Origin of the sequence: Butyricimonas paravirosa, from assembly GCF_032878955.1 — a bacterium.
GTDB lineage: Bacteria > Bacteroidota > Bacteroidia > Bacteroidales > Marinifilaceae > Butyricimonas > Butyricimonas paravirosa.
Genome location: NZ_CP043839.1, coordinates 4,643,830 through 4,660,213 on the forward strand (window position 1 = coordinate 4,643,830; position 16,384 = coordinate 4,660,213).

The following is a 16,384-nucleotide window of genomic DNA, read 5'->3' on the forward strand; positions in this document are numbered from 1 at the left end:
GAAGAGATGGCCGCCTTACAATGAGGTGGCCTTTTTGTTTGTTTTATCAATTATTGTATTATCATAGAGAAGTATGAATGTAACAAAGAACCAAATCGACGATCTTAATGCAACCATTAAGATTCAATTGGATAAGGATGATTACGCAACTCGCGTGAGCGACGCGTTGAAAGATTACCAGAAGAGAGCGGTGATTGATGGTTTCCGGAAAGGAAAGACCCCTTTCGGGATTATCAAGAAAATGTACGGTAAAGCCGTTTTGATTGAGGAGATCAACAAGTTGATCGGAGAGAGTTTGTCTAATTATATCCAAGAGAACGATTTGAATATCTTGGGTGAACCACTTCCGAGTGAAACGGAACAGAAAGAGTTGAATCTGGACGAGGAAAGTTTCGAGTTCGTTTATGATATCGCTTTGTCTCCCGCGATGAACGTGAAGTTAAGCAAAAGAGAGAAAGTTCCTTATTACATCATCAAGGTGGATGATGAAATGATAGACAAACAGATTGAAAGCATCTGCAAGAGTAATGGCGAATTGACCCCGGTTGACACGATTGAGGGATCAGAATACGTGAAGGGTGAGTTGATCGAGTTGGGAGAAGATGGAAAACCGAAAGAAGGTGGAATTCATGTTGAGGATGCCTCTTTATCTGTTGAACACATGAAGGATGAAGAGCAGGTGAAAATCTTTATCGGTAAGCAGGCTGGAAACGAGGTGATTTTCAATCCGTCAAAAGCTTATCCGAATAAAACGGATTATGCCGCTTTGTTACAAGTAAGCAAGGAAGAAGCCGAGCATATTACTTCTGATTTCTGTTTTATCATCAGCGAGATCAAACGTTACGTTGAGGCAGAAGTAAATCAGGCTTTATTTGATAAAGTTTACGGGGAAGGTAATGTGAAGAGCGTTGAGGAGTTCCGTGCCCGCGTGAAAGAAGACTTGGCTAAACAGTTCAAAGCTCATAGCGAGTACCGTTTGACGGTAGACGCTCGTGACAAGATGTTGAAGAAAAACGAGGATGTGGTTCTTCCGGAGACATTCTTGAAACGCTGGATGTTGGCTACCAATAAAGAATTGACCCAAGAGGCTGTCGATAAAGATTTCGATTCTTACCGGGATGAATTCAAATGGCAGTTGATCAAGGGGGATATGATCAAGGAAAATAGCATAAAAGTTGAAGACGAAGACATGAAGGCTGTTGGGCGTGAAGTTGCCGCCGCTCAATTACAACAATACGGATTGTACGGTTTATCTGACGAGCAATTGGATGGTTTTGCCGTTCGTTTGCTTGAGAATGAGAAACAACGTGCCAGTCTTTACGACCGTGCATTGGAAAATAAGATTTTCAGTGTTATTAAGGAGGGCGTGAAACTGGAAGAACAAGAAATATCCATGGACGATTTCGGCAAATTGTTCGAAAAGTAATTAAGACCATATAATGGTGACCCCGTCTCGTTGAGGCGGGGTTATTTTTTTACCTGAAAGCTTGTCGGAAATGTTCCTGTGATGCTCCGTACTTTCGCTATAGTCCCACTATAGTTTCGGTAAGAGGTTAACGATAGGTCAACGAAAGGTTAACGAAAGGTTATCGATGTTTACAGTTGATTCTTTGTCGTGTTTTTACTGATGTTTGATTGATATATTAACGAGACACCGGTGCAACTTACCAGTAATATATATGCGAGTTACTTGAAATATGGGAAGCGGAAAATCGGTTAGGAAATAAGAAATGGACATAAAAAAAGCTATCCTTCAAGGATAGCTTTATATCAGTAATTCAAGATTCTTATTTCATGTTCAATTTGGCACGAGTGATGTACTTTTCGATGTCACGGGCTTCGTATGAAGCGGGGAATTCTTTTTCCAATCTTTCGTACATGTTCAACGCACTTTTGTAGTCGTTTGCTTTTTCGAAAGCAAGTCCGGCTTTCATCATGATCACCGGGGTTGTAGCCATATTGGTCGTTCCGGTAGTTGCTTTTTGATAATAGCTGGAAGCTTTTTTGAAATCGCCTAACTGCATATAAGCGTCACCCAAATTTGCCGTTACCATACTGGAGAAAATTACATCATCAGAAGAAAATTTTTCCAAGTGTTTGATGGCATTTTGGTTGTCTCCCAAGTGTAAATAGCAGATTCCCGCATAATAGTTAGCTAAGTTTCCGCTGGGAGTAGAGCTGTATTTGTCAATGATCTCCAAGAAACCGGGAGCGTTTCCATCACCGTTAAGAGCCATGTTGAAAGAATCTTTTTCAAAAAGGTTCTCGGCAACAAACATTTGTTTCAGCGCTTCTTGTTCCATCGGGGCCTTGTAGAATCTATAATATCCCAAGATTGCACCTACCACGATGATAATAACGAGTACACCTCTTACCAATAATTTTTGATTTTTCTCGATAAATTGTTCGGTCGAAATCGTGGCTTCTTCAATTTGTTCAAAGCCATCCGCACGTTTCTGTTTCTCTTTTGACATGTTTATATGTTTTTTGTTATTTACTTTTCTTATTCCTAGACGTATCGCTTGTCAACGTGCAAAATTAATTTTTTTTTTGATACCAAAAGGGGCTCCACGAAATTTTATGCAAAAAATTATCTGTCTGGCGGATTATATCCTTCTTTTCCTTACTTTTGGTCATCTGTTTCACGTCCGCGTTGGAACTTGTTGCTTGTAACCACTAACAGTTGAAGTGAATGATTTTAAAGAACTTGAATATTGTCAACTATAAGAATATCGCCGAGGCGAGTGTCACGTGTAGTCCCCGGTTTAATTGTTTTATCGGGAATAACGGTGTGGGGAAGACTAATGTTCTGGATGCCGTGTACCAGTTGTCGATGTGTAAAAGCTATTTCAACTTGCCTGATGTGCAGAATATACGTCACGGGGAGGCTTTTTTCGTGATTGAAGGGCAATATGATTACGGGGAGGAGGAGATTGACGTGTACTGCGGGGTGAAGCGGGGGCAGAAGAAGATTTTTAAAAAGAATAAAAAGGCTTATACCCGGCTTTCTGATCATATCGGGTTGTTACCGTTAGTTATTATTTCACCCGCGGACGTGGTGTTGATTGATGGTGCCAGCGAGGAGAGAAGACGTTTTATTGACGGGGTGATCAGCCAGAGTGATAAGGAGTACCTGCAATTGTTGATCCGCTATAACCGGGTGTTGATGCAGCGAAACAGTTTTTTGAAGGAATATGCGGGGCGATCCATTGATGCGGATATGTTGTCCGTGTGGGACGAACAACTCGCGGACAGCGGACGTGTCATTCTTGAACGGCGTAGGGCTTTTGTGTCCGAGTTGGAGGGGATGTTTCAGGTGTATTACGACCGGGTTTCGTTGGGAAGGGAAAAGGTTATGTTGGAATATTCGACGACTATAAAGAATGATGATTTCCCGACTTCATTGCGTGGTAGTTTCGAGCGGGACCGGATATTGACTTATACGACAGTGGGTGTGCATCGGGATGATTTAAACTTGAGCCTAGAAGGGTATCCCGTGAAAAAATTGGGTTCCCAAGGACAGAAGAAGAGTTTCCTGACAGCGTTGAAGTTGGCACAGTTTGCTTACTTGGTGAAACAGAAGGGGGTGAAGCCATTGTTACTGTTGGATGATATTTTTGATAAGCTGGATGCTGACCGGGTAAGCCAAATCATTCAAATTGTTTCAAGCACGGACTTTGGTCAGGTTTTTGTTACAGATACCAATCGTGAACATATTGACGAAATTTTGCAACAACATGCCATGGAATACAAGATATTTCATGTGGAGAGAGGTGAAGTGATGGATTTGTGATTTATGATTTACGATCCTATGATTCCATGATTAAAATGTGTTAGTTGGTGAGAAAGAATCACCTAATCGTAAATTATAAATCACTAAATTTAGTGGAATCTAAAATTTAAAATCTAAAATAGTTGGGGTTGTTTAGAAAATCGTATTTTTGTAGAACGAATTTAATTGTAAAATCATAATAAATAGGAATATTTTGAAGCAGGGTAAGACGTTGACAATGGATGAACTGGTAAATCTTTACTTGGAGCAGATGGGCTTATCCCGTCAGTTCAAAGAGAGGGAGGTGTGCCAGGTTTGGCCGGATGTCGTGGGGGGAATGATTGCTTCCCGGACGAAAAGTTTACGGATTTCAGAAGGAAAAGTGTTCGTGAGTTTCACTTCTTCTGTGGTAAAGAACGAGATTCTGATGGTGAAAGAGGGACTAATAAAAGCCTTGAATGACCGGGTCGGGGATCATGTTGTGAAAGATATTGTGGTGTTCTAGGGATGGAACATTTAATAAGGATATAGATGAAATTAATTGATACGAATGATTTTTTGCTTGGCTCTCATGGGTTGAACCGGTTTCGGGAAAGTCTGGTATCCAAGTTGGTGATGTATATTTTGCGGTTGCATAAACTGGATAAGTTGAACGTGAAGGTGAATGATGACGATCCGGAAGTTCTTTTGGATAGTTTGATTGAGGCTCTGGGAGTGACGATCGACGTGAGCAAGGAAGATTTGGAGAAGATTCCCAAAGAGGGTACTTTTATCACGGTTTCCAATCACCCGTTCGGGGGATTGGATGGTATCGTGCTGGTGCGTTTGCTGTGTAAGTTGCGTCCGGATTACAAGATCATGTCTAATTTCCTTTTGAAGAAAATAGTTCCGTTACAGGATTATATCTTGGGGTTGGACCCGGAGGAGAGCAAGAAGGATTCGAATATGCGAGTGATTAAAGAGGCAATACGTCATGTCATTGACGGAAAACCTTTGGGGATATTCCCTGCCGGGGAGGTTTCTTCTTATCAGGCTGATTCGAATCACGTGGAAGATAAAGAGTGGGATTCTTCGGTGTTGAAGCTGGTGAAGATGGCGAAAGTGCCGGTCATCCCGATTTATTTTAAAGGGTCTAACAGTTTGTTGTTTTATTTGCTGGGAATGATTCACCCGGTATTGAAAACGATTAAATTGCCTTCCGAGTTATTGAATAAGAAAAACCGGGTGGTGAAGTTAAGAATCGGGAATCCGATCAGCGTGGAAACTCAGAATACTTTCCACGATATAGCCCAGTATGGCAAATTTTTGCGGGCGAAAACCTATTTGTTGGGATCTGCGTTAGAAGTAAAGAAGTTTTTTATTAAATCACAAAAAGCAATGCCTAAAGCAGAACCGGTTGCAGCAGAGACAGAGAGTGCGGTATTAAAGAAAGAAATCGAGGGTATCGCTGAAGATTACTTGTTGTTTAACATGAAAAATTACGATATATATTGTTCTCCTTCCGTGAAGATTCCGAACGTGTTGAACGAGATCGGGCGTTTGCGGGAAGTTACTTTCCGTGCGGTGGGTGAAGGTACGAATCGTAGTATTGACCTGGATGAATATGATCTTTATTACTATCACCTGTTTATTTGGGACCGGGAAGAGGAGAAAATTGTCGGGGCTTATCGCGTGGGGAAAGGAAAGGAGATTGTTGACCGTTACGGGATGAAGGGATTTTATATCAATTCGTTGTTTAAGATGCGGAAAGAGATGTTACCCGTGTTGTACGAGTCGATCGAGCTGGGACGTTCTTTTATCACGGAGGAGTACCAGCGTAAACCGCTTCCCTTGTTCATGTTGTGGAAAGGTATTCTTTATTTCTTATTGAAGAACCCTGAGTATCGTTATCTGATCGGTCCGGTGACCATCAGCGGGAAGTACACGGAAGTATCGAAAGAGCTGATTATGCGTTTTATCCAAGAAAATCATTATAGTCATGAACTGGCGAAATATGTGATCCCTCGTTCCAAGTATCAAGTACATTCAGAAGAACCCGGGGTACAGGTAATGTTGGATGCTGCCCAAAAGGATATATCCGTGCTGGACAAGATGATCGGGGATATCGAGCCATCGAGCGATAAGTTACCGGTCTTACTGAAGAAATATATTTCGTTGAATGCCAAGATTATCGGTTTTAATATCGATCCTAAGTTTAATATGTGCTTGGATGGTTTACTTATTTTAGATATTTTTGACGTGCCGATGAAGACGATCGAGTCGTTGTCAAAAGAGATAAATGATGACACGATATTGAGTCGATTTTCCTCGGATAGTGTGGAACTGTAAATTTCCGATAGAATAGCATGTACGATATTTTGTATCTTTTCAAGGGAATGTTGGTTGGTTTAATGGTGTCAATACCATTAGGTCCGATGGGTGTATTAATTATCCAGAAAACCTTGCATAAGGGTGCGCTATCAGGTTTTATTGCCGGAATGGGAGCTGCCTCTGCGGATTTCTTTTACGCTTCGGTGGCGGCATTCGGATTGGGATACGTGATAAATACCGTGCAGACTCATGAGCTATTATTACAAATTATCGGTGGGATTTTTCTTCTGTGTATCGGGTTAAAAATCTATTTTGATAACCCGATTCGCCAGATCCGTCAACGACGTCAGGGCCGGGTGAGTAAGACCGGGTTGTTGGGAGATTATCTTTCATTGTTTTTCTTGACGGTTTCCAATCCGATCACGGTGGTCGTTTTTATGGCTGTTTTTGCCGGAATGTCCGTTTTCGGGGAATCTTCTTCTATGCTGGGGGAGTTGTTGGTGGTGATTGGGGTGTTGTTAGGCGGTGGCGTGTGGTGGTACACGCTCTCGACTTTGGTAAATATCTTTCGTAAGAAGTTCCGGTTACGCGTGTTAATCACGATTAACCGAGTTTCTGGGTTAGTTATCACGATTTTGGGTGCGCTGGTTATTTTAGCTGCTTTCGCTCCTTTTAAAAATCTGGTGATTCATTGATTACCCGGTTCGGATTTTGAATTTAATTTTCCGTTCTTGATTGAAAATGCCGGGAGTCCCCCCAGACCCCGTAGGCTACTTTACAGCCGCTTTTCAGGATACTTTCTTCCAGTTTGCGCATGGATTCCGCGGCACCCTCGTGGGTCCCCGGTTTATTCTCGTAAAGTTTATAAAGGGTGCGGTTCGTTGTGGGAGTGATGTTTGGCATCACCACGTTTGCCCCGATTTCCAGTGCTTTTTCTCTCCCGGCAGGTTCAATGGCCTGGAGGGCCGTGGTGGCAGCGATGTTAATGTCCGGCATGAGAATCCGGAGGGCGGCGACCATGTGAATGGACAGACGCAGTCTTTCCTGGAGGGAAAGGAGTAGATGACGATACTCGTACAAGGGGGTGGCATGGTGTTCCAGGTAAGGCCCCATACCTACCATATCGATGTCCATGGATTGCAGGAATAGTAAGTCATTTGCCAGATCGGTGATTGTTTGAAAAGGCAATCCGATCATCACTCCGGTTCCTGTTTGATACCCGCAGCGTTGCAGGCTTTCCAGGCATCTCAACCGGGTAGTGTGAGAATGGAGCGGGTTGTTCGGGTGAATCTTGGCGTATAATTCTGGATTGGATGTTTCGATGCGCAACAAATAACGATGTGCCCCAGCATCTTTCCAGCGCTTGTAAGAGTCTTCCGTTTGTTCTCCCAGTGAAAGGGTGACGCCTAGCTCGTTGTTACTGTTCTTTTTGATTTCTTGCAATAAACGGGTAGTTCGATCTACAAATGCTTTATCGGAACGTTCCCCACCCTGTAACACGATGGAACCGAAATGATGTGTATAGGCGAAGTCTGCAGCATCAAGAATTTCCTTGTCCGAAAGTGCATATCGGGCTGTTTCCGTGTTGGATTTCCGGATGCCGCAATAAAAACAATCTTTGGTACAGATGTTAGAGATTTCAATTAATCCCCGGAGGTAGACGTTGTTACCGATGGTTTCGTTCTTTATTCTTTTCGATTCCGAGTAAAGCCGGTTTTCTTCTTCTCCCCGACAAGTCAGCATATTTTCCAGTTCCGGCAGCGTATATATTTTTTTCATGCGATTTTCCTTTTTACAAAAGTAGGAAAAAGGCTCGATTTTACTAAATTTGTTCCAATGAAAAAAGCGAAGCTTTTTTTCGTTTATAAGGTTTATAAAGTTATAAGGTTCGTAAAGTACTTTATAAACTTTATGTACCTTATGAACTTTATAAACTGACTAAAATGGTGAAGAAAATTGCATTAATCGTTTTTGGAGTTGTCCTTCTCGGAGGAATAGGATTTGCGCTATGGTGGGTGAACGAGCGGGAACGGGAGGTTGATGTCCCGAAGGAATCGTTTATTCCCTATAATTCTGCTATTGTGGTTAATGTGAATGCGAACGCAAATTTGTCATCAAAGATTGCTATTGCTTTTGACCGGGAGATCAAGACGTTCCGGGAAAGTATGTTGTGTCGGGTGGTGGATACGTTGAAACAGGTGTCTCAGGTAGATACTTCTTCCTACGTGATGGCGATTCGGGTGGAGGGAAAACAAACGATTCGGTTTTTGTATGTGTTAAACCGAAGTGGCTTGTTTTCCAGGGGGGATGTACATGCTTTTTTGCAAAAAATGTTTGCCGGGGTGCAGGTGAAAGAGCGAAAATATAATAACCAGAAGATATACTTGGCAAGTCGGGGAAAGGATGAGGTGTGTTACGCTGTTGTCGGTGGTATGGTGCTGGTTTCTAACTCCGAGCTATACGTGGAGGATGCTGTGAACCAGTTGAGTAATCCCGGTGAAGATGAGAAAGACGGGGCGCCTCGTTTTAAAAACGTGAATCGTTATTTCTCCGCGGGAGCCGGTCTGAACGTGTTCTTGAACACGACTTGTTTTTCCGATCTACTTCCTTTGTTATTGCAGAAGGATTTTATTGCTAAACAGACGAATATTGCCAAGTGGTTCAAGTGGGGGGCGTTAGATGGTGAAATAAAACCGAGTGGCGTCAGTTTTAACGGTTTTGTGCATTATGACGGGTTGAAAGCCGCTTTCCCCGTTGCCTTTAAGGGACAACTTCCCCAGGATTCCAAACTGGATGCCGTGATGCCTGCCAACGTGAAAAGTGTTAGTATTCTGGCTCTGAATGACGTGAAGAATTATCTGGCATCTCTTGAGGCTTATCGTTATGGGGCGGGACAGATCGAGAATGTTCGGAAAAGAAAACAGGAGTTTGCCCGTCTTTTCGGGGATAAATTGGAGGAAGAGTGGCAGGCTTTGTTGAAAGGTGAATGGGGAAAAGGGACGCTTTCTTATGACGCGAGCCGGAAACAGGAGGAAGGGATCGTGGTGGTTCACGTGAAAGCCGGGAGCCTAGCTAGAGGATTACTGGAAAAGATGTTAAAATCGTATGCCTCGAAGTCCGGGACTTCTGAAATTTCGTTATATCGTTCATTTGCCTTGGATAAAGATAAAAAAGTGAGTTACTTTAAGATGCCTGTTCCCGATTTTGCCGGCGTGATGTGGGGATACGTGTTGGGAGGAATAGCAACGAATTATGTGTTGGTGGAGGATAATTACGTGGTGTTTGCTTCTTCTGAAAGAGGTCTTCAAGCGTTTGCGAGTGATTATATGCGTCGTTTGAGCGTGAGAGAGCAGGAATGGTACCAGAAGTTGAGAACGAAATTGTCCTCGAAGTTTAACTGGATGTATTTGTCCGAGATGGTTTCGATGTTACCTTATTACGAACAGGTGACTAAAGGGACTTTGCGTGAGTTGTTAGAGAGAAATAAAGAGGGGATGGAGGTATTTTCTTCTCTTGGGTTACAATGGGTGTGCGAGGGTGATATGCTGTATCACACGTTGTTTTTAAGTACGGAAGAGGTGGAGCAGAAACAGGCTCAGATCATGTGGCAGACACGATTGGATGCCAGAATGAGTATGAAACCGGCAATCGTGGTGAATCATAACACGGGAGAACGTGAACTTTTCGTGCAGGACGAGGGAAACACGATTTACTTGATTAATGACGTGGGACGTATTTTGTGGAAATTGCCGATCGAGGGGAAGATCAATAGTGAGGTTTATCAAGTAGATATGTTTAAAAACGGGAAGTTACAATATTTATTTTCTACACCAAGCCATCTTTATTTGATTGATCGTAATGGTAATTATTTACCTCGTTTCCCGCTGGCGTTCAAGTCTTCTTGCGAACAGGGAATTTCTGTGGCTGATTACGAGAATAACAAGAATTATCGGGTATTTGCTCCCGGGGTGGATCATCACGTGTATTTGTACGAGTTGTCGGGTAATTTCGTGAAAGGTTGGGATGTGCCAAAGAGTGACAATGATATTGTATCTAAAATCTATCATTTCCGGGTGGATGGAAAGGATTATCTTGTGTATGCAGACCAGTATCGTTTGTATATCCTGGATCGTAAGGGAAAAGAACGGGTGAAGGTGTCTACCCTGTTGAATTTATCCGGTAACACGCCTTTGTACTTGACGAGGCAGGATGGTCAGATGAAGATCGCTTTCTCGGATATTAACGGGGAGATCGTACTGGTTGATTTCCGGGGCCGTGTCGAGCGGGTCAAGGGAGAGAAAATGGTCGGTGGCGGAATACTCAACGTGGAAGATATTAATAGTGACGGGCAGGATGAGTTTGTTTATTCTCGGAAAGATATGCTTTGCGTGTATGATGTTCAAGGTAAATTGCTGTTGGAGAAATGCTGGGAAAATGCCGAGCTGAGTTTCCCGTATGTTTATCGTTTCTCGGCCCGGGATTCGAGAATTGGGGTTATGGATGGTAAAGGGGAACGTCTTTTCTTGTTGGATATGAAAGATGTTTCCAAAGGTTTTCCTATACGTGGAAATTCCCCGTTTTCGATCGCTTTCGGGGATAAGGGAAATGCAGGATTTTATTTGTTCGCCGGGAGTGACGGGACGCATTTGTTGAAATACCGGGTTTTGCGATAGTCGTGTTTGTTCTTTACCAACTTTTTACCAACGCTTGTACCTGTTCGTTAAGGGCGAGATGTCTCTTCGATAGTTCTTCGTTCCCAAGAAGGGGTGTATATCGGATGGATAACGAATAGATGTAAGTGTATCTGTTTCGCTAACATGGCGTTACATGGATATTGTTGTTTTTTTGCTTTTTTTTGAAATTAATGGTAAACTTGCAATAGAAAAAATGTATATAAGCGTTATTGTATGAAAATGATAAAATTCGGGTTAGCTTTATTTTGGGTGACATTGATTGCTGGTAGTGCCTTTGCACAAAACGTGGGAAAGTTGAGAAACTATTTGGAAAAAAATAAGTTGGAAAGTGTGGCGGGGCAAGGGTTTGCCAAGAAAAAATTGACAGCAACAGGGGCCCGGGATGCCGGGATTGTACTGGTTGAGGCATGGGAAAAAGAGATTAAAGAGAAATATCATCGTTCTTGGGGATTGAAAACTTTTAACCGGGAGGGGTTACAGATGAAGTTTGATTACCGGGTATTTGGTGAGAAACCGGCGGATGGGCGTTGCCTGTACATATCCATGCATGGAGGGGGTAATGCTCCGGAGGCATTAAACACCCAGCAATGGCAGAATCAGATTCGTTTGTACGAGCCGGCGGAAGGAGTTTATGTGGCCCCGAGGGCGCCTTGGGATGATTGGAATATGTGGTTTAAACCGGGATTGGACGAGTTCTTCGAGGCGTTGATTCAAACGGCTATCGTGGAGATGGGGGTGAATCCGGATAAGGTATATCTGTTGGGGTATTCTGCCGGTGGAGATGGTGTGTGGAGAATGGCACCCCGTATGGCCGATCGCTGGGCGGCAGCCTCGATGATGGCCGGGCATCCGGGAGAAGCTTCGCAGGTGAATTTGCGTCACGTTCCTTTTATGATCTGGATGGGAGAAAATGACGGGGCATACGACCGGAATAAGTTGGCGGTAGCGAAAGGGAACGTGTTGGATTCTTTACAGCAAGTGGAGCCGGAAGGGTATATACACGAAACGCATATTGTGAAAGGCAAGGGGCATTGGATGGATCGGGCAGATACGGCAGCAATTGCGTGGATGGCTAAATACAAAAGAAATGCTTTGCCGAAAGAGATTGTCTGGCGTCAGGAAGAGGTGGTTCGTCCGTCCATGTACTGGGTGGGAGTAAATCCGGCAGATGCTCGTCCGGGAATGACCGTGGTGGCGGAACTTGCCGGAAATGAAGTGAAAATCGTGAAGAGTGATTATCCGAAATTAAGAGTTTATCTGAATGATAAGATGGTGGATATGGATAAGCCGGTAAAGGTTACTTATCAAGGAAGGACGTTGTTTGAGGGGAAGGTGGAGAGAACGATGGGATGCTTGGCAAAAACTTTGCAGGAAAGGGGAGACCGGGAATTGATGTTTAGCGGGTACGTGGATGTGGAAATAAAATAACTTTCATATAAAAAAGGAGTCCTCGATTTTTCGAGGACTCCTTTTTTATATGAAAGTATTACTTTATAAAGCGTTTGCATCAACAACCACGTCTTTGTTGTATTCTCCGTTAGCTAACTTTTGGGCAACATTCTTGAACGCTTTTACCGTGTATTCCACGTCTTCCAAGGTGTGCATAGCTGTTGGGATCAAGCGGAGTAATAATTGACCTTTCGGGATAACCGGATAAACTACGATAGAACAGAACAAGTTATAGTTCTCTCTTAAATCCATGGCAACCTGTGTTCCTTCAGCCACACTACCGGACAAATAGACAGGAGTAACCGGAGAATTGGTTCTTCCGATATTCAATCCGTCAGCTTTTAATCCGGCTTGGAGAGCTCTTACGATCGTCCATAATTTTTCACGCAATTCCGGTTTAGTTCTCAATAGTTCCAAACGTTTGATCGCACCTTCAACCATAGGCATCGGGAGTGATTTTGCGAAGGTCTGAGAACGCATGTTATATCTCAAATACATACAAATATCTTCATCACAAGCGATGAATGCACCGATACCTGCCATTGCTTTAGCAAAGGTTGCAAAGTAAAGGTCGATACCGTCCATTACACCGAAATGATCTCCTGTTCCGGCTCCGTGAGGTCCCATGGTTCCGAATCCGTGAGCGTCATCCACGAGTAAACGGAAATTGAAGTCTTTCTTTAAAGCTACAATCTCGTCCAATTTACCAAGGTCACCTGCCATACCGAATAAACCTTCCGTAATCACCAAGATACCACCACCGGTGTTTTCTACCCATTTGGTTGCTCTTTCCAGTTGTTTACGCAAGCTTTCCATGTCATTATGCTGGTACACATATCTTTTTGCCGGAGACAAACGAAGACCGTCCATGATACAAGCATGGTCTTCAGCATCGTACACGATACAATCATGACGGCTGGTCATGGCATCAATGATAGAAACCATTCCCTGGTAACCGAAGTTTAATAAGAAAGCGTCCGGTTTTCCCACAAATTCTGCTAATTGAGATTCCAAGTACTCGTGACGAGAAGTTTGCCCACTCATCATACGTGCCCCCATCGGGTAAGCCATACCATATTTTGCAGCAGCCTCGGCGTCAGCTTTACGCACTTCCGGGTCGTTTGCAAGACCGATATAATTATTTAAACTCCAGTTTAAAACTTCCTTACCGCGGAATTTCATGCGGGGACCAATTTCGCCCTCTAATTTCGGGAAAGAGAAATAGCCATGAGCTTGTTTGGCATATTGACCAATGTTTCCCTTCTGTTGTCTTACTCTTTCAAAAATGTCCACTTCGATAAATATTTTGAAATTCTTAATCTTATTATTTACAATGTGGAAACAAAGGTAACTAAAAAAATGTATTCCAAATAAGTTCTTTTGAAAAGTTGCGGTTTCGGGAGTGGAAATACGTTTAAATACTTAGTCGGTTTTTATGCAGTTGCAGAAAAATAGACTGCCGTACAAGTTACAAGTGGCAGGTTATAGATACTTGCCTCTTTTTGTTTTTAATTTTTATCTTGCTTTGATCATAAATAGTCAATCATAAGTTGTAAATTATTTTGTGGATTGATATTTATAATTTATCTTTGCGTGATGCAAAAAAGGCACTTTATGATGAAGAATTTTATAGGATTTCTGCTTGTGATAATTTTGATGAGTTCATGTAGTGAGTATCAGAAACTCTTAAAAAGTGGTGATTCTCAGGCCATGTATAAGAAAGCGGTAGAGTATTATAATAATGGAGATTACACGAAAGCATCCAATTTATTCGATGGAATTCGGATGGTTTTTCAGGGAACATCCAAGGCTCAGAGTGTGGCTTATTACCGGGCTTTCTGTAGTTATAACCAAAAAGATTATGAAGTTGCGGCAGAATTGTTTAAACAATTCGTTTCTATTTATCCGGAAAGTTCCTACGTGGAAGAATGTTTATACATGATCGGGTATTGTAATTTCTTGGCTTCTCCGAAAGCGAGATTGGATCAGACCGTGACAGAGAAAGCAATGGAAAGTTTTCAACTTTATTTGAGCCGTTACCCGAACAGTTCCCGTAAAGAGCAAATTCATGAATACATGGATGAGATGAGGGACAAGTTGTCTTACAAGGATTATTTGAGTGCGAGAAATTACTATTTGAGAGAAAAATATAAATCGGCCGTAGTGAGTCTTGAGAATTGTTTAAAGGATTACCCTGGATCTAAATATCGGGAAGAAATCATGTACATGTTGTTCAATTCCAAGTACGAGATGGCTGTAAATAGTGTTGAAGATAAACAATACGAACGTTATAATGCGGCTAAAGAGGAGTATTATTATTTCCTTGATGAATACCCGGAAAGTCGTTATGCCAAGGAAATGGCTCGAAAATATGAAATCATCAACGAGTTCTTGAAACCGTATGATGTTGATGAAGAAGAATAACCAGATAAAACAATAATATTCAAATTAACCATGGTAGATTTTAAGAAAGTTAAAGCGCCGAATAATACTATTACCCGGAATCCTGCATCATTGGCCAGTAAAGCGGATAACATCTACGAGGCAGTAGCCGTGATCGGTAAAAGGGCTAATCAGATTTCGGTTGAAATGAAAGAGGAGTTAAGTAGGAAACTTCAAGAGTTTGCCTCTTATGCGGATAATTTGGAAGAGATATTTGAAAATCGGGAACAGATCGAGATTTCCAAGTATTACGAGCGTTTGCCGAAACCCGTGTTGATTGCTACCCAAGAATTTGAGGACGGGGACATTTATTTCCGTGTTTCCTCGAAAGAGAAAGGTGATGCAAATAATGCAGACGAGGAATAGCCCCTGTCTTTAAGGAAAAGAATATACCTGAGAGTGTTATACTTTCAGGTTTTTTGTTTTAAATTTGCCAAGCAGTTCATCTTTCTTTAGTATTTGAATTCGAGAAACGTGAATTTATAACGTTATAAATAAGTGATGTTAAAAGGAAAACATATTATATTGGGAGTGACGGGCAGTATTGCCGCGTACAAGGCCGCAACATTAACTCGTCTGCTTGTGAAAGAAGGGGCGAGCGTGAAAGTGGTTATGACCCCCTTGGCGAAAGAGTTTATTACTCCCTTGACAATGGCGACTCTTTCCAAGAGTCCGATTATGGTCGATTTTTATAACCCGGAAAATGGGGATTGGAACTCTCATGTTGATTTGGGGTTGTGGGCAGATTTGTATCTGATAGCTCCGGCCTCTGCGAACACGATTGGAAAGATGGCGGGAGGTATAGCAGATAATCTTTTGCTAACGACATATTTGTCTGCAAAATGTCCGGTGATGGTTGCTCCGGCAATGGATTTGGATATGTATAAACATCCGGCAACGCAGCGGAATTTGAAGGTATTGCAATCTTTTGGTAATATTATTATCGAACCGGAAAGTGGGGAACTGGCTAGTGGGTTGATAGGGAAAGGACGAATGGAGGAACCGGAAAGGATAGTTGCTTTTATTACTGATTATTTTGCTCGGCAGGCGGATTTCAAAGGTAAAAAAGTTGTGGTAACGGCAGGGCCTACTTACGAGAAAATAGATCCTGTACGTTTTATCGGGAATTACTCTTCTGGAAAAATGGGCTTGGCTATTGCGGAGGAACTTGCAGGACGGGGGGCAGAAGTGGTGCTTGTGTGTGGTCCTGTAAATCTGAAAACGAGTCACCCTGCGATTCGTCGGGTGGACGTGGAGTCTGCAGCTCAGATGTACGAAGTAACGTCAAAAGAGTTTGTCAACAGTGATGTCGCGGTTTTGAGTGCTGCTGTGGCTGATTTTACCCCGAAGGAAAAAGCCGATCACAAAATTAAACGGGGTAAGGATGATCTGTTGCTGGAATTGCTACCGACAAAAGATATTGCTGCTGAATTAGGAAGAATAAAAACTGTGTCGCAATTATTAGTCGGGTTTGCCTTGGAAACGAATGATGAAGAGATGAACGCTCTTTCTAAGATGCAACGAAAGAATTTGGATATGATCGTCTTGAACAGTTTGAATGATAAGGGAGCGGGTTTTAGTGTAGATACGAATAAGGTGACAATTCTGGATAAAGCGGGAGATAAGACTGTCTATGAGTTGAAGACAAAGGTGGAGGTAGCTAAAGATATAGTCGATCAGATTGCTTCCCGGTTATAGTTTATACATGGGATTTTGG

General features: G+C 42.6%; 13 protein-coding genes. 10 read left to right on the plus strand and 3 right to left on the minus strand.

Annotated features, from left to right (window positions below):
* Window positions 1-73: 73 nt before the first annotated feature.
* Window positions 74-1,426 carry a trigger factor gene (tig, locus tag F1644_RS18740; protein ID WP_118304884.1) on the plus strand — a complete coding sequence of 451 codons (1,353 nt, stop codon included), beginning with the start codon at window positions 74-76 and terminating at the stop codon, window positions 1,424-1,426.
* Between the two features lie 361 nt (window positions 1,427-1,787).
* Here tig and F1644_RS18745 read toward each other — a convergent pair whose 3' ends face one another.
* A complete protein-coding gene (locus tag F1644_RS18745) occupies window positions 1,788-2,474 on the minus strand; it encodes a tetratricopeptide repeat protein (RefSeq protein ID WP_087421725.1) in 687 nt (228 codons plus the stop codon).
* A 218-nt stretch (window positions 2,475-2,692) separates the two neighbouring features.
* Here F1644_RS18745 and recF point away from each other — a divergent pair, with 218 nt between their 5' ends.
* The 4 genes from recF to F1644_RS18765 all read left to right on the plus strand — a co-directional run bounded on the left by recF (window position 2,693) and on the right by F1644_RS18765 (window position 6,777).
* Window positions 2,693-3,793 carry a DNA replication/repair protein RecF gene (gene recF / locus F1644_RS18750; RefSeq protein ID WP_118304885.1) on the plus strand — a complete coding sequence of 367 codons (1,101 nt, stop codon included), beginning with the start codon at window positions 2,693-2,695 and terminating at the stop codon, window positions 3,791-3,793.
* Window positions 3,794-3,986: 193 nt separating this feature from the next.
* On the plus strand, window positions 3,987-4,277 hold the full coding sequence (locus F1644_RS18755; protein ID WP_229128248.1) for a DUF721 domain-containing protein: 291 nt from the start codon (window positions 3,987-3,989) through the stop codon (window positions 4,275-4,277).
* Between the two features lie 26 nt (window positions 4,278-4,303).
* Window positions 4,304-6,100, plus strand: a complete 1,797-nt coding sequence (locus tag F1644_RS18760; protein WP_087421728.1) for a lysophospholipid acyltransferase family protein — start codon at window positions 4,304-4,306, stop codon at window positions 6,098-6,100.
* A gap of 17 nt (window positions 6,101-6,117) precedes the next feature.
* On the plus strand, window positions 6,118-6,777 hold the full coding sequence (locus F1644_RS18765; protein WP_087421729.1) for a LysE family translocator: 660 nt from the start codon (window positions 6,118-6,120) through the stop codon (window positions 6,775-6,777).
* Between the two features lie 22 nt (window positions 6,778-6,799).
* Here F1644_RS18765 and hydE read toward each other — a convergent pair whose 3' ends face one another.
* Window positions 6,800-7,861, minus strand: coding sequence for a [FeFe] hydrogenase H-cluster radical SAM maturase HydE (gene hydE, locus F1644_RS18770; protein ID WP_118304886.1), 1,062 nt, complete (start codon window positions 7,859-7,861; stop codon window positions 6,800-6,802).
* Window positions 7,862-8,025: 164 nt separating this feature from the next.
* Here hydE and F1644_RS18775 point away from each other — a divergent pair, with 164 nt between their 5' ends.
* Both F1644_RS18775 and F1644_RS18780 read left to right on the plus strand, forming a co-directional pair.
* Window positions 8,026-10,755 carry a WD40 repeat domain-containing protein gene (locus F1644_RS18775; RefSeq protein ID WP_118304887.1) on the plus strand — a complete coding sequence of 910 codons (2,730 nt, stop codon included), beginning with the start codon at window positions 8,026-8,028 and terminating at the stop codon, window positions 10,753-10,755.
* Between the two features lie 234 nt (window positions 10,756-10,989).
* Window positions 10,990-12,204: an alpha/beta hydrolase family protein gene (locus tag F1644_RS18780; protein ID WP_118304888.1), complete on the plus strand. Its 1,215-nt coding sequence runs from the start codon at window positions 10,990-10,992 to the stop codon at window positions 12,202-12,204.
* Window positions 12,205-12,267: 63 nt separating this feature from the next.
* Here the strand turns inward: F1644_RS18780 and F1644_RS18785 are convergent, their stop codons facing one another.
* Window positions 12,268-13,518, minus strand: a complete 1,251-nt coding sequence (locus tag F1644_RS18785) for an aminotransferase class I/II-fold pyridoxal phosphate-dependent enzyme (protein ID WP_118304889.1) — start codon at window positions 13,516-13,518, stop codon at window positions 12,268-12,270.
* 321 nt (window positions 13,519-13,839) lie between these two features.
* On the opposite strand from F1644_RS18785, the gene F1644_RS18790 reads away from it, so the two are divergent.
* The 3 genes from F1644_RS18790 (at window position 13,840) to coaBC (ending at window position 16,365) form a co-directional block, all read left to right on the plus strand.
* Window positions 13,840-14,649 (plus strand): outer membrane protein assembly factor BamD, encoded by an 810-nt coding sequence (locus F1644_RS18790; RefSeq protein WP_087421734.1) that lies wholly within the window; start codon window positions 13,840-13,842, stop codon window positions 14,647-14,649.
* A 30-nt stretch (window positions 14,650-14,679) separates the two neighbouring features.
* Window positions 14,680-15,033 carry a DNA-directed RNA polymerase subunit omega gene (locus tag F1644_RS18795; protein WP_027203087.1) on the plus strand — a complete coding sequence of 118 codons (354 nt, stop codon included), beginning with the start codon at window positions 14,680-14,682 and terminating at the stop codon, window positions 15,031-15,033.
* 132 nt (window positions 15,034-15,165) lie between these two features.
* Window positions 15,166-16,365, plus strand: a complete 1,200-nt coding sequence (coaBC, locus tag F1644_RS18800; protein ID WP_087421735.1) for a bifunctional phosphopantothenoylcysteine decarboxylase/phosphopantothenate--cysteine ligase CoaBC — start codon at window positions 15,166-15,168, stop codon at window positions 16,363-16,365.
* Window positions 16,366-16,384: the final 19 nt, after the last annotated feature.

What these genes read in the sequence shown, in the direction of transcription:
- tig (WP_118304884.1), top strand. Translation starts at nt 74, where the DNA reads ATGAATGTAACAAAGAACCAAATCGACGATCTTAATGCAACCATTAAG.
- F1644_RS18745 (WP_087421725.1), bottom strand. Translation starts at nt 2,474, where the DNA reads ATGTCAAAAGAGAAACAGAAACGTGCGGATGGCTTTGAACAAATTGAA.
- recF (WP_118304885.1), top strand. Translation starts at nt 2,693, where the DNA reads ATGATTTTAAAGAACTTGAATATTGTCAACTATAAGAATATCGCCGAG.
- F1644_RS18760 (WP_087421728.1), top strand. Translation starts at nt 4,304, where the DNA reads ATGAAATTAATTGATACGAATGATTTTTTGCTTGGCTCTCATGGGTTG.
- F1644_RS18765 (WP_087421729.1), top strand. Translation starts at nt 6,118, where the DNA reads ATGTACGATATTTTGTATCTTTTCAAGGGAATGTTGGTTGGTTTAATG.
- hydE (WP_118304886.1), bottom strand. Translation starts at nt 7,861, where the DNA reads ATGAAAAAAATATATACGCTGCCGGAACTGGAAAATATGCTGACTTGT.
- F1644_RS18775 (WP_118304887.1), top strand. Translation starts at nt 8,026, where the DNA reads ATGGTGAAGAAAATTGCATTAATCGTTTTTGGAGTTGTCCTTCTCGGA.
- F1644_RS18780 (WP_118304888.1), top strand. Translation starts at nt 10,990, where the DNA reads ATGAAAATGATAAAATTCGGGTTAGCTTTATTTTGGGTGACATTGATT.
- F1644_RS18790 (WP_087421734.1), top strand. Translation starts at nt 13,840, where the DNA reads ATGATGAAGAATTTTATAGGATTTCTGCTTGTGATAATTTTGATGAGT.
- F1644_RS18795 (WP_027203087.1), top strand. Translation starts at nt 14,680, where the DNA reads ATGGTAGATTTTAAGAAAGTTAAAGCGCCGAATAATACTATTACCCGG.